The organism is Hydrogenophaga sp. A37, from assembly GCF_002001205.1.
Classification (GTDB): Bacteria; Pseudomonadota; Gammaproteobacteria; order Burkholderiales; family Burkholderiaceae_C; genus Hydrogenophaga.
This window is the reverse complement of sequence record NZ_MUNZ01000054.1, coordinates 12,689-33,674: the sequence shown is the minus strand read 5'-3', so window position 1 is coordinate 33,674 and position 20,986 is coordinate 12,689. Positions and strand designations below refer to the sequence as shown.

The 20,986-nt window shown below is 66.8% G+C and carries 12 protein-coding genes; all 12 read left to right on the top strand.

Going from position 1 to position 20,986, the window contains the following annotated elements; genetic code table 11:
* Positions 1-280 precede the first annotated feature (280 nt).
* Entirely contained in the window at positions 281-919 is a 639-nt protein-coding gene (locus B0E41_RS01935) for a zinc-ribbon domain-containing protein (protein WP_077328248.1), read from the top strand.
* Between the two features lie 34 nt (positions 920-953).
* Entirely contained in the window at positions 954-1,940 is a 987-nt protein-coding gene (locus B0E41_RS01930; RefSeq protein ID WP_077328246.1) for a ribonuclease Z, read from the top strand.
* Positions 1,941-1,946: 6 nt separating this feature from the next.
* Positions 1,947-2,804: a nucleotidyltransferase domain-containing protein gene (locus tag B0E41_RS01925; RefSeq protein ID WP_077328244.1), complete on the top strand. Its 858-nt coding sequence runs from the start codon at positions 1,947-1,949 to the stop codon at positions 2,802-2,804.
* Positions 2,798-3,832 (top strand): RNA 3'-terminal phosphate cyclase, encoded by a 1,035-nt coding sequence (rtcA, locus tag B0E41_RS01920; protein WP_077328242.1) that lies wholly within the window; start codon positions 2,798-2,800, stop codon positions 3,830-3,832. Before B0E41_RS01925 ends, rtcA begins: the two co-directional genes overlap by 7 nt.
* A gap of 195 nt (positions 3,833-4,027) precedes the next feature.
* Positions 4,028-6,676, top strand: a complete 2,649-nt coding sequence (locus tag B0E41_RS01915; protein WP_171984639.1) for a hypothetical protein — start codon at positions 4,028-4,030, stop codon at positions 6,674-6,676.
* 2 nt (positions 6,677-6,678) lie between these two features.
* Positions 6,679-8,478: a hypothetical protein gene (locus B0E41_RS01910; protein ID WP_077328238.1), complete on the top strand. Its 1,800-nt coding sequence runs from the start codon at positions 6,679-6,681 to the stop codon at positions 8,476-8,478.
* Positions 8,479-8,529: 51 nt separating this feature from the next.
* Complete coding sequence (locus B0E41_RS01905; protein ID WP_077328236.1) at positions 8,530-11,115, top strand: hypothetical protein; 2,586 nt, start codon at positions 8,530-8,532, stop codon at positions 11,113-11,115.
* Positions 11,116-11,145: 30 nt separating this feature from the next.
* The gene (locus B0E41_RS01900) at positions 11,146-13,836 is read left to right on the top strand and encodes a hypothetical protein (protein WP_077328234.1); all 2,691 of its coding nucleotides are present in this window, start codon (positions 11,146-11,148) and stop codon (positions 13,834-13,836) included.
* Positions 13,837-13,857: 21 nt separating this feature from the next.
* Complete coding sequence (locus B0E41_RS01895; RefSeq protein WP_077328232.1) at positions 13,858-16,206, top strand: hypothetical protein; 2,349 nt, start codon at positions 13,858-13,860, stop codon at positions 16,204-16,206.
* Positions 16,207-16,209: 3 nt separating this feature from the next.
* Positions 16,210-17,052: a hypothetical protein gene (locus tag B0E41_RS01890; protein ID WP_077328230.1), complete on the top strand. Its 843-nt coding sequence runs from the start codon at positions 16,210-16,212 to the stop codon at positions 17,050-17,052.
* Between the two features lie 15 nt (positions 17,053-17,067).
* The gene (locus B0E41_RS01885; RefSeq protein WP_077328228.1) at positions 17,068-17,409 is read left to right on the top strand and encodes a hypothetical protein; all 342 of its coding nucleotides are present in this window, start codon (positions 17,068-17,070) and stop codon (positions 17,407-17,409) included.
* A gap of 30 nt (positions 17,410-17,439) precedes the next feature.
* Positions 17,440-20,970: a S8 family peptidase gene (locus B0E41_RS01880; RefSeq protein WP_077328226.1), complete on the top strand. Its 3,531-nt coding sequence runs from the start codon at positions 17,440-17,442 to the stop codon at positions 20,968-20,970.
* Positions 20,971-20,986 lie beyond the last annotated feature (16 nt).

The following is a 20,986-nucleotide window of genomic DNA, read 5'->3' as shown; positions in this document are numbered from 1 at the left end:
GATCACCCACTTCGCAGAGCTTTGTTGGCGATAGGCCAAACGCTCGACCAAGAACGACAAGAACATGCTGAACTTCACCTTCCTGGGCATCTCCTCAGGCGTGCCCACCAGGCAACGCAACGTCACCGGCCTGGTGGTTCAGTCCGCTGGCGGGCGCAACAGGGTTCTCCTCGGTGATGGATGCGCAGAAAGACCTGGTGCGGTGGCGTGCGCTTTCAAGCAAGTGTTGTGTGTAAAGAGGTAGGCGGTGCCACAAGGACGCCGTTTTGGAGGATGTGAAATGAAGAGCAATAAACAGCGACGTACGGAGATCAAGCAATTGCGACTGGCACGCGCGCAGCGTGCTCAGACGCAGTTGCAATCAATGCCTTTGGGCCGCGATGGGCATGTGCTTGGCCTGGTGATGGCCGATACACAGCTTCTGAGTGGCTTGAACAACAGCTGCGTTCTCCCCGAGTTCTATTTGGACAAGGTTTTCGTTTGCGCCGATTGCGCCAGCGAAGAGGTATGGACGGCGAAGCAGCAGAAGTGGTGGTACGAAACGGTGCAAGCGCCGATAGACAGCCGGGCCAAACGCTGCCTGGAATGTCGTCGTGCGCGCCGCGCGAGAATCAACGAGGCACTGGCGGTGCCGGGTGCCAACCGTCTCGCGCAAGAGGTCGAGGCGCTGCGCGCGCTGGGGTCTAAGCCGCCCGACGCAGCAGCGCTTGAACAAATAGCCCATGCGCTGCAGAGCAAGTGGTGGGGGCATCGTGTGGTCGCGATTCAGGTTCTGGGACGTTGGGGTGGTACAGAAGAAATCGCTCAACTGCGGGCGCTGGCTGCGTTGCGCCACATGGAGGGGCGTCGCTATGGCTCTTGGGAGCGCGTGGCTTCGGACGCGGCGGCGGCGGCTTTAAAAAGCTTGGGAATCGAATAGAGACCAAACACTGATCAAGACAACAACAAGAATCATGCTGAACTTCACCTTCCTGGGCACCTCCTCCGGCGCGCCAACCAAGCTGCGCAACGTCACTGGCCTGGCGGTGCAGCCCGCCGGCGCTCGCGACTGGTTTCTCATCGACGCGGGCGAAGGCACGCAACACCAGCTGCAACGAACCGGCCATTCCTTGCGCTCGTTGCAAGCCATCTGCATCACCCATGTGCATGGCGACCACTGCTATGGTTTGCCGGGTCTGCTGGCCAGCGCCGGCATGGCCGGTCGCACGGCGCCATTGACCCTGGTGGCGCCCTTGCCGGTGTGGACATGGCTGGCGTCCACACGCGAATGCACGGACCTGCATCTGCCGTACGACGTTCACCATGTGGACAGCGCGCTGCAGCCGGTGGTCTGGCAGTCGCCAGGTGTTCGCATCACCGCCCATCCGCTTTACCACCGGGTGGCGTGCCACGCGTTTGGTGTGGAGGTGCGGCACGACACGGTGCATCTCGACACCACCGCCTTGCGGGACACCGGCCTTCCGCCGGGGCCTGCCTGGAAGGCCTTGCAGTCGGGCCAGGACCTTGAGTTTGAAGGCGCTGTGCTCAAGAGCGCGGATTTTGTTGCGCACCAGTCTCGCCGCGTTCGGGCGGTCTTCGGCGGAGACAATGCCGATCCGTCGATGCTGCAGACCGCGTGCGCCGATGCCCAGGTGCTGGTGCACGAAGCGACCTACACGCAGGCGGCCCTGGACAAGGTGGGGCCTGGCCCCATGCACAGCAGCGCGAAAGGCGTGGCCACCTTTGCCCAGCAGGTGGGTGTGCCCAACCTGGTGCTCACGCACTTCAGCCAACGCCACCACGACGACGCAGGACAGGCCGAACTGGAAGCAGAGGCGCGCGCGCAATACCAGGGCCAGCTGTGGCTGGGGCGGGACTTCGATGCCTTCGAACTGAATGAACAAGGGCAACTGCGGCTGCAACACAGTGACCGCGCCAACGCCGGCAATGAACACGCTTGAAGCACCATGAAACAACAAGAATTCCTCCACTCCGCTCACCCCATCGACCCCGCCATGCGCGAGCAGGTCATGGCCCACCTGCGCGCCATCGAAGCCCAGCACCAGGTCACCATCCTGTTCGCCTGCGAGTCGGGCAGCCGGGGCTGGGGCTTTGCCTCGCCCGACAGCGACTACGACGTGCGCTTCATCTACGTGAACCGCCTGCCGTGGTACCTGACGGTGGCGCCGGGGCGCGATGTGATCGAACTCCCCATCAGTGGCGACCTGGACATCAACGGCTGGGACCTGCGCAAGGCGCTGGGGCTGATGCGCGAGTCCAACCCCACGCTGCTGGAGTGGCTGTGTTCGCCCATCGTCTACCGCGAAGAGACCGACACGATGACCCGCTTTCGCGCACTGGCCGAGCAGGTGTTCTCCAACGCCAAAGGCTGGCACCACTACGCCTCCATGGCCAAGAAGAACTTCCGCGAACACCTGCAGGCCGATGAGGTGCGCTACAAGAAGTACCTCTACGTGCTGCGCCCCCTGTTGGCGGCGCGCTGGATCCACACGCGGCCCGGCGTGCCGCCCATGCGCTTTGCCGAGCTCGCACAGCACACGCTGGACGCCACCGCAGACTCTGCGCTGATCGCCGAGATCAACGCGCTGCTGGAGGTGAAGATGCGCGCCGGCGAAGCAGCGACCAGCCCGCGCTGGCCGGGCATCCACGCCTTCATCGAGGCCGAGCTGGCGCGCAACGCGGCCGAGCCTGTGCAGGCCTTGCCTCCTGCGGGCCAGGTACCGCTGGACGCGATGTTGTTCGACTCGGTGCTGCGGTACGAACCCGACGCGCACACGCTAGCGCAGGAGCCCCAGCCATGTTGACCATCGACGGCTCCACCGGCGAAGGCGGTGGCCAGATCCTGCGCACCAGCCTGTCGCTGTCGATGATCACCGGCCAGCCGGTGCGCATCGAGAACATCCGCGCCAAACGTCCCAAGCCGGGCCTGATGCGCCAGCACCTGGCCTGCGTGCTGGCGGCGCAGGCCGTGAGTGGTGCGCAGGTGAGCGGGGCCGAGCTGGGCTCGCAGACGCTGGTGTTCGAGCCGGGCGCGTTGCGTCCGGGTGAACACGCGTTTGCCATCGGCTCGGCCGGCAGTTGCCTGCTGGTGCTGCAGACGGTGCTGCCCGCGCTGATGCTCGCGCCTGCGCCCAGCCAGCTCAAGCTCTCGGGCGGCACGCACAACCCGCTGGCGCCGAACTTCCACTTCATCGAGCGGGCATTTTTGCCGCAGCTTGCGCGCCTGGGTGTGAAGGTCGAGGCGTCGCTGCGCCGCCATGGTTTTTATCCCGCCGGCGGCGGTGAGATGGTGGCGACCATCGAGCCCGCTGCGGGCGGCCTGCGCCCGTTCGATCTGCTGGAGCGCGGCGCGGTCGGTGAGCCGTTTGCCGAATCGCTGGTGGCCGCGGTGCCGCGCCGGGTGGCCGAGCGCGAGCTGTCGCTGCTCAAGGGCGCGCTGGGGTGGTCTGATGAACAGCTGCGCGTGCCCAACGTGCGGCAGAACGAAGGCCCGGGCAATGCGCTGATCGCCACGCTGGCGTTTGAGCACGTGACCGAGGTGTTCACCAGCTTCGGCGAGAAGTCGCTGAGCTCGGAGCAGGTGGCCAGCCGCTTGCTGCGCCAGGTGAAGGCCTATGAGGCCAGCACGGCGGCGGCCGGCCCTTACCTGGCCGACCAGCTGGCGCTGCCCTGGGCGCTGGCCGTGCACCAGAGCGGTCAAGCGGCGGCCTACAGCTGCAGCGAGATCACGGAGCACACGCGCACCAACCTGGAGGTGATCCAGCGCTTTCTGCCGGTGACGGCCGAGGTGTCCCGAACAGCTGCTGGGTGGGAAGTGGCCTGGCGACGCTGATGGCAGCCAGAGGCATCGGCGTCATCCATTCTGGTGATGCCGATGCCGCCTTGTCCCTTGTTTGAGGGATGTTCTCCGGCTTCATCGCTCCTACATTGGGTCCTCCCGCTGATGCCGTGATCTTGTGAAGAGACGGTGCTCACCGGGTCACCCTTCGCAGGAGAGGACATGGCGAGCGACGAGCAAGTTCTTTTGATGAGCGACCGGCTTCAGGCTTTTGAGCTGAAGTCGCTGCTCATGACGTCAACGGTGCGCCCTGCGCCGACAGCGCCTGCCGGGTCTGCTGTGCCTGTGAGTGCGGACGGGTCTTTGCTGCCCCAGACGCTCTACGAAGCGTCGGACGATGTGGGTGCCCGGTATCAGTTGCCCCGGTATGAGTGGAACCAGGTGGGTGGGCGGCACACGTCCCGTCTGCGGTTGCGGACGGCCGACGAAGATCCGTTCGGTCCACTGGGCTGGTTGAGCATCGAGTTGCTGGCGGTGTCTGCGGTCGATGCGCGCTTCGCGATGCGGTCGATTGACCACACGGCGTCGCTGAGGTTGGGCTACGAGATGCCGGTGGTGGCAGCGGGTGAATCGGTGCCGGAGGCGTGGGTCGGCCCATGGGAAAACGCCGACCCTGCGACCCGGGGCATGACCCGCCTGCTGATCGGGCAGCGTGTGGACGGCGGCTGGTTCATGCACGGCTTCGGCAAGTGCCACCCCAGCGACTGCGACTGGGGCGAGACCACGGCCATGCTCTCGGGCGATGCGCTGATCGGTGTCTACCCGTTCGGCTTCAAGGTCACCACCATCACGGCAAGGCGAAGCGGCCAGACGCTGCTGGTGGACGTGCTGGACGACTACACAGATGCCGACGGCCGCAAGGACCGGCTGAGCCAGTATGTGATGGGTCGCTCAGCGGCAACCTCCCCGGCGCAGCCGCTGATCTGGGAAACGCTGGGCCCCCTGAACCCGGTCGGCGCCAGCGTGCACCGTTGTGTGCTGCCGTTTCATGCTCAAGAGGACTACGACCGCCTCTACCAGATCGTCACTTCGCCAGTGCACCGCGCACGCCTGGAGGTGGTGTGCAAGGCGACGGTGGGTCAGCGCTCTTGGCAGCAGTGGTGGATCCGTGACCGGATCAAGGTGCAGCCCGTGCGTCCGGACATGGATTTGGTCCAGCTCAATCCTGCGGTGCTGAAACAACTGCGCGAAAGCTTGGTCGCCCCAGCGCCCAAGCCCGTGCCGCCGCCGGTGGCCGCCGTTCCGGTGGCGCCCGTTTCGGTGAAGACGGTGGGGAGGACCTCGCCACTGGTGATGCACATGACCCGTTCGCCTGTGCTGAGCGTGTCGACCGCCACACTGGCGACCCACCTCACGCCGTTGGCCGCAGTACCGACGGTCGCCAACCTGCGGATTGACCGCAGCAGTGTGGGCTCGCTGATGCTCAACGAGGGGCTGCTGCTCCAGCGCCATTCGGCCGATCTGGACGTGGTGCTGTCGAAGGAAGAGGCCACACGCATCACGCGAACCCTGCCCCGGCGATTGGCCATCGACAAGCGGGGCCGTCCTGTGTTGGTGCGGCGCGAGGTCGAGTGCGTGCAGTCGCTGAACAGCACCTTCGATCCGCAGACCGATGGCTACATGTTTGACGCGCCGGTGGATCCGTCGCAGGCACATGTGCTGTTCAGGCACGATCTGGACGCGGATGGGCAGAGCGTCACTTTCTTCCAGGATTCCATGGCGCGCGACCAGGTGTATTACGAGCCGCAGGAATTCCGTCTGGCGCGCAGCGATGCCCATCCCTTCTTGCCGTCGCTGGTGTTTGCCATCACCGATGTGGTGACGGAAAGCGAGTCGTTGGCCTACCGGGTGCGTCTAGCGTTCCAGGCCCGGCCGTACCTGGGGCAGGCGTTTCGCCTGCTGGCGCGCCAGCACTTCGGTCCCGAAGCCAGGCTGACCGCCCTCACACCCCGCTCGGCCCGTCTCACCCTGAGCGTGCCTCCCGCCGAAGGCGCGGTTGCCGAGCCGTTGGAGCGTCCCGCAGCGGTGATCCGATTCGACGAAGGTGTCACCGATGAGCTGTCGCTCGACGAGGCGCAGTTCGTGCGGTTGGCGGCTTCTTTCCAGTCACCCTCCGGCATCGGGATGCAGGGATGGGTGTCGGCCACGATCAGCGACGGCACGCAGGTGGACATCCCGCTCGTGGTTTCGCTCAAGGACAACACGGGCACCGCGTTCGATCCACCGCATTTGCGCGCGGACGCCGACGGCGTTCCGGGGCACCACGCCGTTTCGCTGCGCAACCGGATCGAGAGTCCGGTGCGCATCAATGCGGTCCATCCGGTGGAGCTGGGCGCCTGGAACGATCCGGTTGGCGGCCAGCTGCACAGGGTGACGGCCTTGCCGCTCGATCCGCCACCGGCCGAACCGGTGGGACCTGGGCAGACCGTTGACCTTCGCTACGAGGTCAGGCCGGCATCGTTCCCGCTGGTCTCGATCGTGCCGGCGCTGGATGTGGACATCCAGCCCGACCTCGCCCTGCTGATGGGCCAGCTGACCGTCACCGAGGCGTTCACCGAGGCCACCTTCGATGTGCAGGTGTCGGCCAGTCCGCTGTTCTTTGGCGCCGGTGCGCTGATGTCCCTGCGGATCGAGTTCGACGAGGGGCCGACGGTCACGCTCGATGCCAGCGTGCCCACCCGGCAAGTGACATTGCGCAAGCCGGTGATCGCCCGCATCCTGGGTCTGGAGCCGGGTTACCGCTACCGCCTGATCGAGATGGACGCGCAAGGCGGGCAGCGGGTGCACGAAGGGCTGGCCGGTGTGGGCAATCTGCAGGTCAGTCTGCTGCAGGTCTGAACATGATGCTCACCCAGCCGCTTCAGGATTTTGCTGACGTGTTTCCGGACCACCGGATCGGGCGTCGCCTGTATGTCCTGCCGGATCGCCTGGGGCTGGCACTGGATGCCGATGGCCTGCCCCGCTTTACGCTGTTGCGTCACACCAGCGACGAAGGCGCAGCGCAAGGCGGTGGGCTTCTCCAGGCTTTTCTGAAGCTCGAAGGTCCCGATGTCGATGCCTTGGCGGTCACGGGGATGGTCGGCGGCGGCACGCTGGAGCGCGCACCGATCGCGCAGGCCGAAGCCCGGCTGGTGTTGCGGGGGGTGTCGGGTGATCAGGTGCTGGCGTCCGGGCAATGGCGGCCGGTGGCCAGCGGCTCGGCAGACGCGCTCTCGGTCACCCGGCATCTGGACCTTGAAGACACCCAGATACTCACGACGTTGGTGCGCGACGCGGACTCGGTCGGACCCGAGCCGGTCGAACTGGAGGTTCGGGTCATCGCCCAGGGTCTGAGTCCTGGGCTGCCGTGGACCGTGACGACCACCTTCACCGACTTGCGCGACCAGTTACAGGCCTTGCTCGCGACCGACCTTCCTGCGACCGCGCAGGACCTCGACCGGGCCTTCCTCAGTCTGCCGGCCGGCGTGTTGCGCTGGCAGGCGCTGGAGGACGAAGGCGTCCCTGTCGACACCGAAGCGCTGACCCTCCGGGCCGCACGCGGTGCGCGGCAGCGCTTGTTTCGACGCGTGGGCGAAAGGTTCGAGTGGCATCCCGGCGTTCTGGTGTCTGATGCGGTCGACGGGCTGTCATGGCGTTTGGACCAGCCCCTGCCTGACACCGTTGAGCGCGTGCTGCGCTGGTCGGTGAGCGAGTGCCACGCCACCTGGGCCGGGCGTCCCGAGGCGTTTCCGGTGGTCACCCCGTTTCGGCCCATGCAGCGGGTCACCGTGCACTTGCTGAACGCCTTGCCACTGCATCCCCGGGGGTTGGCGCAGCTGGATGTGGAGTTGCGTTTCCGCGGTCCCAGCGGTGCGTGGGTCCACCGGACCTTCACCTTTGACGGGCACACCGGCCTGCACGCCCTGTCGGTGGTGGGCCCCGCCTTTGGCGCCGGGTTGTCCCTGTCGTTCCGGACGCTGGCGGTGGTGGCGCGGGAAGGACAACTGCCGCTGACCCTGGCTGCACCGGACTTTGTCCCGGTGCAGGGCTTGCAGGTCGTACTCAGTGAAAAGGAGGTCGGCGTGCGTCCGGTGCCGATCGACGCCGACCCTTCGCTGTGGGAACACGCTGCAGCGATGCAGCTGGTGGTCACCACGGCGGGTGGGGCGGTGCAGGTGCGGGAGCTGACACCGCAGGCTGCGCAAGCCTGGGTGTGCCTCATGGGCGAAGACATGCAGGGCCCGGCGATGGTGCAGGTGGCGGCGCTCACCGTTGACGGACCCGGAGAGCCATGGTGGTCCGGTCCGCTGCCACTGGAAGGCCTGCGCCTGAACGGCTGGGCGCTGGAGCCGGTGGGTCCCGAACAGGTCCGGTTGAGTCTCTCCGCGCGGCTGGCCGAGGCGACCGCGCTGGTGAGCGTGGAGCTGCTGCCCGGCGCCCAGGTGCCCGGCGAAGGCGCGAATGGCACCCTGTTGACGCTGGAGGTGGGTCAGGCGCGCAGTTGGTCGTACTGGCGTCGCAGCCTGCTGCAGCCACCGGCCTATGCGTGGCGGCTGCATCTGGTCGAGCGCGAGCCGTCCACCGGTGCCACGCGGCCGCTGCGCATCAGCGGCTGGCGCGTGGACCACGCCCTCGAACTGCTGATCGACCAGGTGCCGTGATGCAACTGCCCCTGCCGTCCCGGCCTGCCAACCCTTCACAGAGGTGACCCCATGTTGAAAGTGCCCGCCTTTCGTACCGTCGCCGGCGTCACCCTTTATGCCGACGACACACTCTGGTACCGCTTCTACCCGGTGTCGGACCAGCCCCGAGTCCGCCTGGACAAGGACGGCCAGCCGGTGTTCCTGCTGGTCAAGTACGCGCTCTCCGACGAGGAGCTGGCGCGCAACCCCACGCTGCCGCGCGGCGGGGGCTATCTCAACGTTGACGTGGTGTTCGAGCTGGACGACGCACAGCGCGAGGCGGTGCGCGCCGACCTGCAGGCCTGGGTGGACACCGAGTTCGCGCGGCGCCAGTCCGGCAGCGCCGAGGAGAAGGCCTCGGTGCAGGGCATGGCCGCCGCGCCCCCGGTGGACTTCGGCACCCCGACCTACACCGGGGGCACCGTCGCCATGGACGCGCCGCAGTCCAGCGTGCTGGTGAGCAAGCGCGTGGCCACCGGCGCGCCCTCCCTGCTGGCCGACAACGTGTCGGTCTTCAGCATGGACCTCACCAGCGAGGGTGCGACCTTCATGGAGCGCACCCTCACCGGCGGTGGCGGGGCCGCGACCGCCTCCGACCTGACGCCGATCCAGGTGCGCTACGACCTGACCTTCTGGGCGCGCCTGCCGCCCGTGCGCATCCATGTGAAGGCCGACTCGCAGCGCATGTACGAGCAGGTGCGCAAGATCATGGACGGCGCCGGTGTCGACCATTGCACCACCTACGACTTCCAGCACAGCGACATCGACACCGCCTCGGCCGAGGTGGCCGGCCTGATCACGGTGCAGATCGACACCGGCAGCGGCTCGCTGGACGACGCGGTGATCGCCGAGCTGCGGCGCTATGCGCTGGAGGTGATGCAGGAACTGGTGGAGTCCAACTTTTTCACCACCGACCTGGCCGAGGCGCACCAGCCCGCCGGCTCGACCGACATTCCCGACGAAGCACTCAGCGGCCGACGTGACAAGACCAAGAAATACCTGCGCCAGCAGCACGACAGCGTTCGCATGAAGCTGGAGCTCAGCCTGGAGCAGAACAGCGTTGTGGCCTGGCCCATCCACCCGCAGGGCACGCTGCAGACCTTCTTCCGGGGCATGTCGCCCGCGCAGATCTCAAATTTCGTGCGCGTCGTCCACCTGGACGACCCGGCGTTCCAGTCGCTCAATGTCACGGCGCGCGTGTTCGCTCCTTTCGACGCCGCGGGGCTGGAGGCGGTTGAGGTCGAACTGCGCTACACCGGGCGCGACGCCAACGGCGATCACCAGGAAAAGCTCAAGACCTTCACCTTCACCGGCAACCAGCCGCAGAAGTGGGAGCCCAAGCTGATCGGCGACGAGCGCGGCCACGAGTTCCGCTACCGCTTCAAGTTTGCGGGCCGCGCCTTTGGCTCGTTCACCCCTTGGGAGCACAGCGGCCGCAGCGACCTGAACATCGCCGTGCCGGGGGCCGGCCGGGTGATGGTCGAGGTGCGAGCGGGCGATGTCGACTTCGAGAACCAGGTGCGGCAGGTGCAGGTGCTGCTGGCCTACGAGGACCCTGCGGCCGGCGTGCCGCGCCAGGAGCAGACCGTGGTGCTGGAGAAGACCAGCACCAGCGGCGTGTACGACCGCCAGATCTTCGAGCCGCGGGCCCGCCCGGTGCTGTACCGCCAGCGCTTTCGCATGCACAGCGGCGAGGTGGTGGAAGACGCCGAGTGGCAGGCGCTGTCCGGCAGCCAGCTGATCGTCAACCAGCCCGCCCGGGGCCTGCTGCGCGTGCGCCTGCTGCCCGCCGGTGACGGCTGGGACGGCGTGGCCCAGGTGATCGTCGACCTGCGCTACGAAGATGCCGCCAACGGCCTGCGGCGCGAGGAGAGCCTGGTGTTCAAGTCCAGCCAGGAGTTCCGCACCTGGGAGGTGGCGCTGCGCGACCAGAACCGCCGCAGCTTTGAATACCGCATCAACGCCAGCTTCAAGGACGGGCGTTTTCAGCAGGGCGAATGGCAGCCGCACAGCGGCGAGGAAACCCTGGCCATTGTGGTCAAGGCCCCGCCGCGCCACCAGATCCAGATCGTTCCGGACCGCCTGGACCTGGCCACCGCGCCGCTGACCGAGGTCAGTCTCACGCACCTTCCCACGGGTCGCCAGGAGACCTTCGTGTTCCGGGCGCACACACCGGTGGTCTGGAACGTGGACGTGGACCCGGGCACGCCGGTGCGCTACCGGGTCGAGGTCACGCACTTTCCGGCTGGGGGTGACCCCGTCGTGCTGGCACCCTTCGAAGAAGAAGACCCGGTGCTCGTGCTGCCGCCCTACCAGCCGCCCAGACCCGGCCTGTTCAGGGTCCAGCTGGTGCCCTCGCTGATCGATTTCACCAAGACCCCGCTGGTGACCATCGACCTGCGCTACCAGGACGAGGTGCACGGCATCGATGTCAGCCACGCCGTGGCCCTGACGGACCGCACCCCGATGGAGTGGGTCGTCGACGTGCGCGACGTCAACCGCCGCCTCTACGCCCACCAGATCACCTACTTCGTGGCGCCCGACCAGGTGCCCCATGCCCTTCCCCAGGCGTTCACCGACAAGCCGTTGCTGGTCGTGCCGCGCTTCCAGCCTTGACCCACCGAACCCCCCGCCAGGAGAAACACCATGCTCAAAGTGCCTGCCTACGCGTATTTCGAAGACCTGCGCGTCACCGTCTACCAGGACGACACCATGTTCTGGAAGTTCTATGTGATTCCGGACTACATCTCGGTCCGGCGCGACCAGAACGACAACCCGGTCTTCCTGCTCATCAAGTACGCCTTCAGTGACGAAGACCGGTTGGCGAACCCGGCACTGGGGCGCGGCGGCGGCTTCATGGCCTTCGACGTGGAAATGCGCGTGGCCGAGCAGAACCAGGCCGAGCTGATAGAACGGCTGCAAGGCCTGGTCGACGAAGAGTACAAGCGCCTGAAGGCGCTGGCCGAGGCCCACCACGAGAGGGTCGAGGGCATGCGGCTGAGCAGCTGGGCCTACGCGAACGGGAAGCGGATGGACACGGCCTTGTCGATCCACGACGTGAAGCTTGGCTTGCACCCCGATGCCCCCGAAGCGCCTCCGGGCAACAAGCCACCCACCGTGATCCTGTCGGTGCCCACCTGGACCGAGGGCACCTTCAGCGTGAGCGCGCCGCAGGCCGCGTCGCTCGTCAGCCACCGCGTGGTCGAAGGCCCGCTGTCGCTGGTGGGCAGCAATGTGGCAGCGGCCAACATGGACCTGACCGAGGCCGGCGCCACCTTCATGGAGAAGACCCTGGTCAACCGCGACGGCACCGGCGGCAGCGACCTGACACCGATCCAGGTGCGCTTCGACCTCAAGATGTGGGCGCGGCTGCCGCCCGTGCGCCTTTCGATCGAAGCCGACAGCCGCACCCTGTACCAGAGCATTCGGTCGGTCATGCATGACTTCGAAGGCAACGAGTGCAATGAGGACGAGGTGACCCACTTCGACCAGCACCTGAAGATGGCAGTCGAGTCCAACCTGATCAAGGTCCGCCTGGATACCGGCACGCTCAAGCTCGACGACAAGTTCGTGAGCGAGCTGCGCGCCACCGCCATGGAGATCGTCACCGGCATGATCCAGAAGGCTTTTTTCAAGGAGGAGGCGGCTCCCCCGACGACCGAGGATCCGGTCGGACTGGGCGACGAACGCAAGGTGTTCTTCTTCAAGTCCGAGCAGGAGATGACGTTCACCTCCTTCTCCTACAACGAGGAGATCAAGAGCATCGCCGAGTGGCCGGTCCACCCCCAGGGCACGATGCAGTCCTTCTTCGCCGGCATGTCGGCCCAGGAGATCAGCAAGTACGTGCGTGTGGCCGACCTCAGCGACCCGTTCTTCATGACGCTCGGCCTGAAGGTGTCGGCCTTTGCCGACTGGGAACACAACCCGATTGCCTTCGTCGAGGCGCAGGTGCAGTACGAGGGCCGCGATGAAAACGGTGACATGGTCGAGAAGCAGCAGACCTTCACCTTCAACAAGGACAGCACGCGCGGCGAATGGAACCCCAGCCTGATCGGGGCCAAGCGCGAGTACCAGTACCGCTACCGGATCGCGTTCCAGGGCAAGCCGCCCGGGGAGTTCACGCGCTGGGAGCGTGAGCGCACACCGCAGCTCAACCTCTCAATTCCCGACGCCGGCCGGGTCAACGTGCGGCTGCTGGCCGGACAGATCGACTTCGCGCAGACGGTCGAACAGGTCCAGGTGGAGGTCAGCTACGCCGACACCTCGTCGGGCGTGAACGAGGAGATCGAAACCTTCCGCCTGCTCGACGGCCAGCAGGAGCAGACCTTCAACCGGGTCATCTTCACCCCCTGGGACCGGCCGGTCCGCTACCGCTCGCACTTCTTCCTCAAGGACGGTCAACGCATCGAGACCGACTGGACCGAGACCAACGCCCGGCAGCTGTTGATCAACGCCCCGCTCTACGACAAGCTGGACGTGCGGCTCGTGCCGTCGGGCGACTGGGCCGGTGTGGTGCAGTCGGTGGTGAGCCTGCGCTATGAAGATGCGGCCAACAACTACCGCGCCGACGAGGCCTTCTCGCTGAAGGCCATCAACGAGTTCAAGACCTGGTCGGTCGTGCTGCGCAACAGCCAGGTGCGCCGCTTCGAATACAAGGTGCTGACCACGTTCCAGAACGGCGACCTGCGTGAGAGCCCTTGGACGGCGGTCGACGGAGACCAGGCCCTGCCCATCGTGGTGCGCACCGTGCCGCAGCTGGCGGTCAAGCTGCTGCCCAACGTGGTGGACTTCGACACCAGCCCGGTGGTGGAGACGACGATGCGCTACGCCGACGCGGCCAACGGCATCCAGAAGGTGGAGACCTTCACCTTCGTCAAGGGGGACAAGATCGAAGAGTGGCTCGTGCCGATCACCGACACCAGTCCGCGCCAGTACCGCTACCAGGTCACCTTCCACACCGCCGATGGCCGCACGGTGAAGGAGCCCGAGGTGGTGGACGACCGGACCGAGGTGGTGTTGCCCAGGTTGCTCACCCCCGAGATCAAAGTCACGCTGTTGCCGCGCTTCGTCAGCTTCATCGACACCCCGGTGGTGGAGGTGACCGTGCGCTACGAGGACGCGGCCCACCAGATCCTCTTCAACGACTCCTTCCTGTTCACCGAACCCGTGGACCAGGTGTTCCGCATCCCCGTGCGTGCGGATTCCCCGGCCGAGTACGAACTGCAGGTGACCTACTTCAACAAGGACGGCACCGCCTTTGCGCAGACGCCGATGCGCACGGACAAGAAGCACTTCCCGTTGCCCCGGTTCGTGCCCGAGCTGGCACCCCAGCCCTGACCCTCGGACGAGGAGAACCCCATGCTTTCGTTCGGCCCGCCCTACTTCCAGATCGAGGGGATGACGGTCATGAGTGACTTTCACGACCCCCTCCAGTTCTATTACTTCCCCAACCGCCCCAAGCTCTCGGTGGACGAGCAGGGGCATCCCGCCATCCGCTTCATCATCCTCAAGGAAGCCCAGGACGAGATTGAGAGCAACCCCGACGGCACGCCCGCCGAGGATGACGTGGCCGGCTTCCTGGTGTTCGACACCGACCTGGCCTGGGCGTCCGAGGCGGTGCGCAAGGCCGAACGCTTCATCCAGCGCGAGATGAACCTGGCCGACACGCCGCGGCTGGCGCCCCTGCCCTACAAAGGCGGGACCGTGCAACTGACCTTTCTGGACCGCACCACCGAGCTGCCCAAACCGGTGGACCCGAGCAATCCGGCGCCCGCACCAACGCCCCCGGCCGACCCTGCGGATGTGAAGCAGCGCTGGGTGCCCTTCCTCAAGTCCAGCGGGGTGCCCTCGCTGTACGGTGACAACCGGGCGATCTTCAGCGCCATGCTCAGCCGCAAGGCCACCAAGCTGCTCTACGGGTCGTTCGAGGGTTTCATGCCCGCGGGCGTGGTCTACAACCTGGACTTCGTGGGCATGCAGACGGCCTACCGGGTGGACGTCCAGGCCGACTGGGAGCAGGCCTACCACTTCATTCAGGAGCACTTCGGCCTCGACCTCGTTTTCGTCACGGTCGATCTGGACGACATCGTCGAGCGGCTGGAAGAAGAAAAGATCATCAGCATCAAGGCCTCGCTGGAACTCGAGGGCGAAGAGGCGGCGGTGGTCGAGGACGAGTTCAACCAGGTCCGCAAGGACCTGACCGAGCTGGTGCTGGAGAAGTTCTTCGAGCCCGTGCCCAACCCGAACGAGGCCACACCCGACGACCAGACCGTGAGCACGGTGCTCAGCACCGCGCGCCAGATCCGCAACATCATCCACCTCTGGCCCAGCGCGGGCTACAGCCGGCGCGAGGTGAGCGTGGAGGAGATCCGTTCGATCCAGGTCGACTACACGGTCAACAAGGCGGTCTCGCGCAAGATCGCCCCGCAGGCGCACATCAGCCTCTTCCTGGAGGACTTCGGCCTGAAGAAGGAGGACGTGGTGACCGTGGTGGACGGCAACGACGCGCTCTGGAACACCACCACCTTCGACGCGCTGGTCAACGCCGACTACGCTGGCGACGCCATCCACAGTGTGGCGCTGGACGTGCAGTACCGCTCGCCCGACCACTTCGATCCGCTGGCCGACCCGGACGCCGAATGGTCTTTTCTCTTCGATTCGGCCGACGACCGTGTCAAGCGCTCGTCCTGGTACAACCCGGACATCGGGCACCAGTACTTCTACCGGTACAGCGTCTTCTTCAAACCCTCGGCCCTGCCCGGCCCGACCCACAGCGTGGGCAGTGGCTGGCGCCCGCACGACTCACAGCTGCTGGTGATCTCGCCCGACGAGCTGTACCGGCGGCTGGCGCTGGAGGTCCAGGTCGACACGGCGTTTCCCTGGGAGCGCTACGCCAGCGTCTTCGTGCACCTGCGGCACAACACCGGGCACTGGACCCACGAAGATTCGAAGCTGCTGCACAAGGGGGACAGCAGTTTCCGCATAGCCCTGCGCACCGACAAGACGGCGGACCCCGGGATCGACTACCGCCTGAGCTTCCTCAAGACCTCGGGTGGCACGGTGGAGGAAGGCTGGCAGCGCACGTCCAGCGACCTGGTGATCGTCCGCGACCCCATGCCGCCGCGCCCCAAGGTGCGGATCGTTGTCGCGGGCGACCGCACGCGCATCCTCAACCTGATCGTCGACCTGCGCTACAGCGACCCGGCCAACGGCGTCTCAGCCAGCGAGTCCATCGTGTTCGACCCCAGCAACATCAACACAGCACAGGTGTGGGAGATCCCGGTGGTCGACCCGTCCCGGCGGCGCTACGAGTACGGCCAGACCATCATCGACGTCGATGGCAATGTCATCTCCACCGGCTTTCAGCAGGAAGACAAGAGCACCCTTACCGTGGGAGAGACCTTCGTCAAGCTGATGGAAGTGCAGCCCGAGTTGGTCGGCCCGCCGCTGTCCGGCAACGGCGTCGAGCGCATCGTGCTGACGCTGCGCTACGACGACGACGGCAACAACGTGCACGAGGAGGAGCAGCAGTCGTTCGTGCAGCCCGGCATCGGCGCCCCCTGGCGCGTCAAGCTGCAAGACGCGTCCCTGCGCGACTACACGTTCGAGCTGACCTACGTGTTCAACACCGGCTTCGAAAAGAGCACGGGCCGGAGGTCCACGCGGGACCGCTTCCTGATGCTCTCGACCGTGCCGCCCCGGAGCTGATCCATGCAGACCACACCCTCATGGATGCTGCACGCGGGCCTGCTGGCCGGACTCGGGCCGCGCGCTTTCGGGCTCCAGGCCGAAGGCGACGCCCTGGCGACGGACCTGTCGTTCCGCACCTGCATCGAGGCCGGCAGCGGCGCGCTGGTGGCGGTGCAGGCGCCGGGTGCGCGCCGTCTCCACCTCTGGACCCAGCGCCCGGCCGAACCGGGCGTGCAGCAGTGGACGCACTGGCTCGACGGCCAGGCCGTGGGTGAGGTGCTCATCGGGGCGCCGGGCTGGCAACCGCAGCGCTGGGGATGGGACCGTCCCGAACACGGCCTCCACCACCGTGCCGGTGAACTCGCGGCCCTCTACCGCATCGACGCCGACCAGGCGGCCGACCCCTGGTTCGCCTACCACCTGCCGCGCCACGCCGAGGCGGCCGATGCGCTGGGCGCCCTGGGCCTGTCGGCTGCCTGGGCGACGGTCGCCGGGGTCTGGGAGACCGTGCTGGGCCGCCCCCTGCCGGCGCGCAGCCGACCCTGGAGCCTGAGCCTGCAGGGGGTGGATGGGGCAGCGCCCGCGCTGCGTGTCGCCAGCAGCCTCTGGGCGCTGGTGCCGGAGACGCGCGACAAGTGCGAGCGGCTGGCGCAGGCGGTGCACACCCTGGGTGGGGACGGCTGCTTTGCCCAGGCGCTCTACAAGCTGCTGGCGCCTGACGCGCCGGACCAGTCGGCACGGGTGATCGGTGCGGCGCTGGAAATCGGCCTGCACCCCGATGGCTCGCTGGACAGCGTGCATTTCGTGTTGCGCGGTCCTCGGGCCGCGAACGACCACGGCGGCCACCGGCCGCCTCTTCATTGACCCAAGGAGTGAGCCATGGAAACCGACGACCGGTCGTACCTGAACAAGATCGACGCACAGACCCTGATCGCGCTCCAGGGGCTCTCGCCAGACGAGAACCCTGTCGTGTCTGCGGCGGTCGAGTGGAAACAGACACCCACGTCAACCGAGCTTCAGTGGATCGCCGACGCCGGTGGCCAGTGGCAGTCGCCAGCCGGGTTGGCGCCCACCTCGATCCAGACCTTGCGTTTGCCCGTCCGGGCCATCGAAGGCGTGGCCCGGATGCCTTCTGTGCTTTCGATCTCGGCGGGTCAGCCCATGGGCTCATCCGGTGCGGGCGAGATGCCACCCACCGCACGACCCGACGGGCAGCCCTGAGGCGCGGCGAAACCACTTGGAGAAATCATCATGAGCAAACTTGACGCGCGATTGAACATCACCCGCCTGCTGCTGCAGGAGAACCATCTGAGCAGCACGGCATTCAACCAGCTCGGGGTGTCGGCCGAACGGAAACTGAGTGTGCTGGTGCAGTTCAACGGGGCCATGGAGCCGCTGGTCGCTGCGGGGCTGACGGTGAGGAGCCGGTTCGAAGACGTGGTGACCGGGGATGTGACCCTGGCCGCACTCGATGCGCTGGTCGCGCTCGACGGTGTGGTGCGGATTGAAGGTGCCGCCGTCGCGCAAGCGCATCTGGACGTGGCGACCGCCGACGCTCATCTGGGCGCCCTGCATGGCGCAGGGATCGGGACCCCGCCCGTTCCCTACAAGGGGCGCAATGTGATCGTCGGCATCGTTGACAGTGGCATCGACATCCAGCACGCGGCCTTCCGGAAGACGGACGGGTCGACCCGCGTCCTGCGCATCTGGGACCAGGGGTTGACTGCCCAGGCCGGGGAGGCGCCGCCTGCCGGCTATACCTTCGGGGTCGAGTACACCGACACGCAAATCAATGCCGCGTTCGCCAGTGCGACCCCTGCTTCCGTGGTCCGGCACACCGACCCGGGCGCACACGGCACGCACGTTGCCGGCATTGCCGCCGGCAACGGGCGAACACCCGGCACCTTCGCCGGTGTGGCACCCGAGGCCGACATCATTGTGGTCAGCAACATCTTTCTCGGGAGAGACTTCGGGGACTCGGTGCAGACGGCCGATGCCATCCGCTACATCTATGCCACTGCGGCGGCGATGAACCGACCCTGTGTGATCAACCTGAGCCAGGGCGTGAATGCCGGGGCGCACGATGGCACCACCTTGCTCGAACGGGCCATCAACCAGGAACTGGGTTTTCCCGGCCGGGCCTACGTCGTCTCGGCGGGCAACGATGCCAACGACCAGATCTACACCGGCGGCGAAGTCCCCGGCCCGGGCGCGATGGTGCTGCCTTTCAACATCCCCCCGAGTGACCGCGAGCGCGATGGTATCGACGTCTGGTATGCGGGCTCCGGGCGCCTCTCGGTGAGCGTCACCAACCCGGCCGGCCAGAGCACCCCGGTGCTGGCGCCGCCGGCAACCCTGGTCGCCGGCCCCGCGCTGCAGAACCACGTGCTGCCGGGGGGCAACCGGATCGTGATCGACTCGCGCCTGAACGACCCGCAGAACCATGACAACCGGATCTTCATCGAGATCCAGCGCGGGACGGCCGCCAACATTGCCCCTGGCGCGTGGAGTGTGTCGCTGACCGATGCGGGCACCTCGCCGGTGACGTACGACGCCTGGATCGAGCGCATCCTTTTCACCAACCCGGTCACGGGTCAGGCCGATCCGATCCCGCGCTGGACCGCCAGCCCCGACTCGGTCAGCAAGACGGTCGGCATCCCGGCCTGTGCCCGCGAGGCCATTGCGGTGGGCAGCTACCGCACCAAGCTGTCCACGGGCGCGGATGCGGGCGCCACGAAAGGCCAGATTTCCGTGTTCTCGGCGCGGGGGCCCACCCGGGACGGTCGCATCAAGCCCGACATCGCGGCGCCGGGCGAGTTCCTCATGTCCGCCCTGAGCAGTGCCCGGCCGTTGCCACTACCCGCTGTCGTCGATGCCAGTGGCACCTACCACCCGCTGCAGGGCACCAGCATGGCAGCACCCATGGTCACGGGCACCGTGGCCCTGATCCTGGAGAAGAACCCGACCTTGCGCCAGGAGCAGATTCGGCTGGGACTCCAGGCCACCGCCCGCAAGGATGCGCAGACTGGCACGGGCAGCGCGGTCCCGAACAACACATGGGGCCACGGCAAGCTCGACATCGAAGCGGCCGTGGCCTACAACTACCCGGCCTTTGCCAACCGCAACTGGGTGCGCATCCGCACCATGCTCTACAACTGGACCGAGGCCGACACGCCGCCAACCTTCGAGATCAGTGCCAACGAGAACGGCGAGGCGGTGATTGAGCTGGCCTGGGACCCGCAGGCCATGCTGGCGCCCAGCACCGGCTATGTGCCACTGCGCTACTACAACACCGGCCAGCCACTGGATGTCACGATCACCAAAGCCGCGGGCGGCAACCAGCAGATTCAGCTGCCGGTGCAGGTGATCCGGCTCACCGGCAACCGGGGGCGCTGGCAGATGCCGCAGACCCTGTGGGACGGTTACCGCGAGGAGCTGCGCAAGGCGCGGGTTAACCAGTCCACCATGTCGCCCAACATCTACTACCGCGTGCGCCTGAACCCCACCGGTGCGGCCTCGGTGCTGATCTGGCCGCCGGACGCCAGCTTCCAGAACGACCCGCTGGCGCAGCGGCTGGCCATCATCCAGACCAACCTGTCGGCCGCCTCCCAGGTGGCGCCGGACCAGGCGGCGGTCGACGCGATGCCGGTTCCCTGGGGTGCCTTCCTGCAGTGGCTGTGGAACAACCTGCCGGCGGATTCCCCCGATCGCCAGTCGCTGGCGGCGGTCTTCAGCCACCGCTTCTTCTCCAGCGAGATTGAAACCGCCACCCGCGGCAAGATCCTGATGCTGTGGCTGTTTGCCGGTCCCAGCGCGCGCCAGAAGATGCCGACCCTGCTCGACACGCGTTTTCGCAACGCCGCCAACCTGGAGATGTCCATCCTCAAACAGCCGGATCTGAAGGACCATGAGCTGCTGGTGGACCATCTGCTGGGGCTGCTCCAGATCGATCCGCATCCCGACATCGCTGGCGTCACCGCCGCCGAGCAGCTGGTAGACGACGCGCTGACCGAAATCATGGACCCCAACGGCCAGACCAACCAGGGTACGGCCAGCACCTGCGGACCCACCAGCGTGCAGACGCTGCTGATCAACACCAATGCGTCCGAATATGTGCGTCTGCTGCGTGGCCTGCTGGGTCGCGAGGCCAAGGCCACGCTGGCCAATGGCGACCTGATCGAGGTGCCGCCCGGGGTGTACCAGGTGGCCCGCTACGCAGGCGCCAGTTCGATGCCTTTCTATGTGCGGACCAACGCCGAGCTGGGCTTCCAATCCGCCCTGCTGCGCTACGCGCGCGGCAGCGCCTGGCCCGACTACGACCCGTCGGCCCCGCCGGACGCGCCCAACGGAGTGAACACGGTCTTTCAGGAGACCATGCGGCGCGGGGTGACCGCTGCCCAGCTGCAGCAGGCCCTCAGCGGGCTGCTGGGGCGCGCCCATTCGACGCAGCAGGCCCCGCAGCCGACCGATGCCCTGCGCAACGACTTCGTGCAGCGCATCCAGCAGGCGCGCGACCCGATGCTGCTGGTGGTGCACTGGGGTGCGCCGCACACAGATGCGGCCCACACCGGCCTGCACGCCGTCGTGGCCCTGCGTGGGGAGTCCGGGCGGGTGTTCTTCAAGAACCCGCAGTACGCCGGCAGCACGCCCCCCGCAGGCGCCGCGCCCAACGGCGGCGCCACGGCACCGCCCCGCCGTTACGAGGACCCGGCCCAGACCCTGGAGTCCATGGGTGACAACGACCTGGGGTCCTGGATCCGCTGGTTCCACCATCCTGCCTGAACATCGAGGAGCCTGA

Coding starts and splice junctions, on each gene's coding strand:
- B0E41_RS01915 (WP_171984639.1), top strand. CDS start 4,028: ATGAGCGACCGGCTTCAGGCTTTTGAGCTGAAGTCGCTGCTCATGACG.
- B0E41_RS01885 (WP_077328228.1), top strand. CDS start 17,068: ATGGAAACCGACGACCGGTCGTACCTGAACAAGATCGACGCACAGACC.
- B0E41_RS01880 (WP_077328226.1), top strand. CDS start 17,440: ATGAGCAAACTTGACGCGCGATTGAACATCACCCGCCTGCTGCTGCAG.
- B0E41_RS01900 (WP_077328234.1), top strand. CDS start 11,146: ATGCTCAAAGTGCCTGCCTACGCGTATTTCGAAGACCTGCGCGTCACC.
- B0E41_RS01935 (WP_077328248.1), top strand. CDS start 281: ATGAAGAGCAATAAACAGCGACGTACGGAGATCAAGCAATTGCGACTG.
- rtcA (WP_077328242.1), top strand. CDS start 2,798: ATGTTGACCATCGACGGCTCCACCGGCGAAGGCGGTGGCCAGATCCTG.
- B0E41_RS01925 (WP_077328244.1), top strand. CDS start 1,947: ATGAAACAACAAGAATTCCTCCACTCCGCTCACCCCATCGACCCCGCC.
- B0E41_RS01895 (WP_077328232.1), top strand. CDS start 13,858: ATGCTTTCGTTCGGCCCGCCCTACTTCCAGATCGAGGGGATGACGGTC.
- B0E41_RS01910 (WP_077328238.1), top strand. CDS start 6,679: ATGATGCTCACCCAGCCGCTTCAGGATTTTGCTGACGTGTTTCCGGAC.
- B0E41_RS01905 (WP_077328236.1), top strand. CDS start 8,530: ATGTTGAAAGTGCCCGCCTTTCGTACCGTCGCCGGCGTCACCCTTTAT.
- B0E41_RS01930 (WP_077328246.1), top strand. CDS start 954: ATGCTGAACTTCACCTTCCTGGGCACCTCCTCCGGCGCGCCAACCAAG.
- B0E41_RS01890 (WP_077328230.1), top strand. CDS start 16,210: ATGCAGACCACACCCTCATGGATGCTGCACGCGGGCCTGCTGGCCGGA.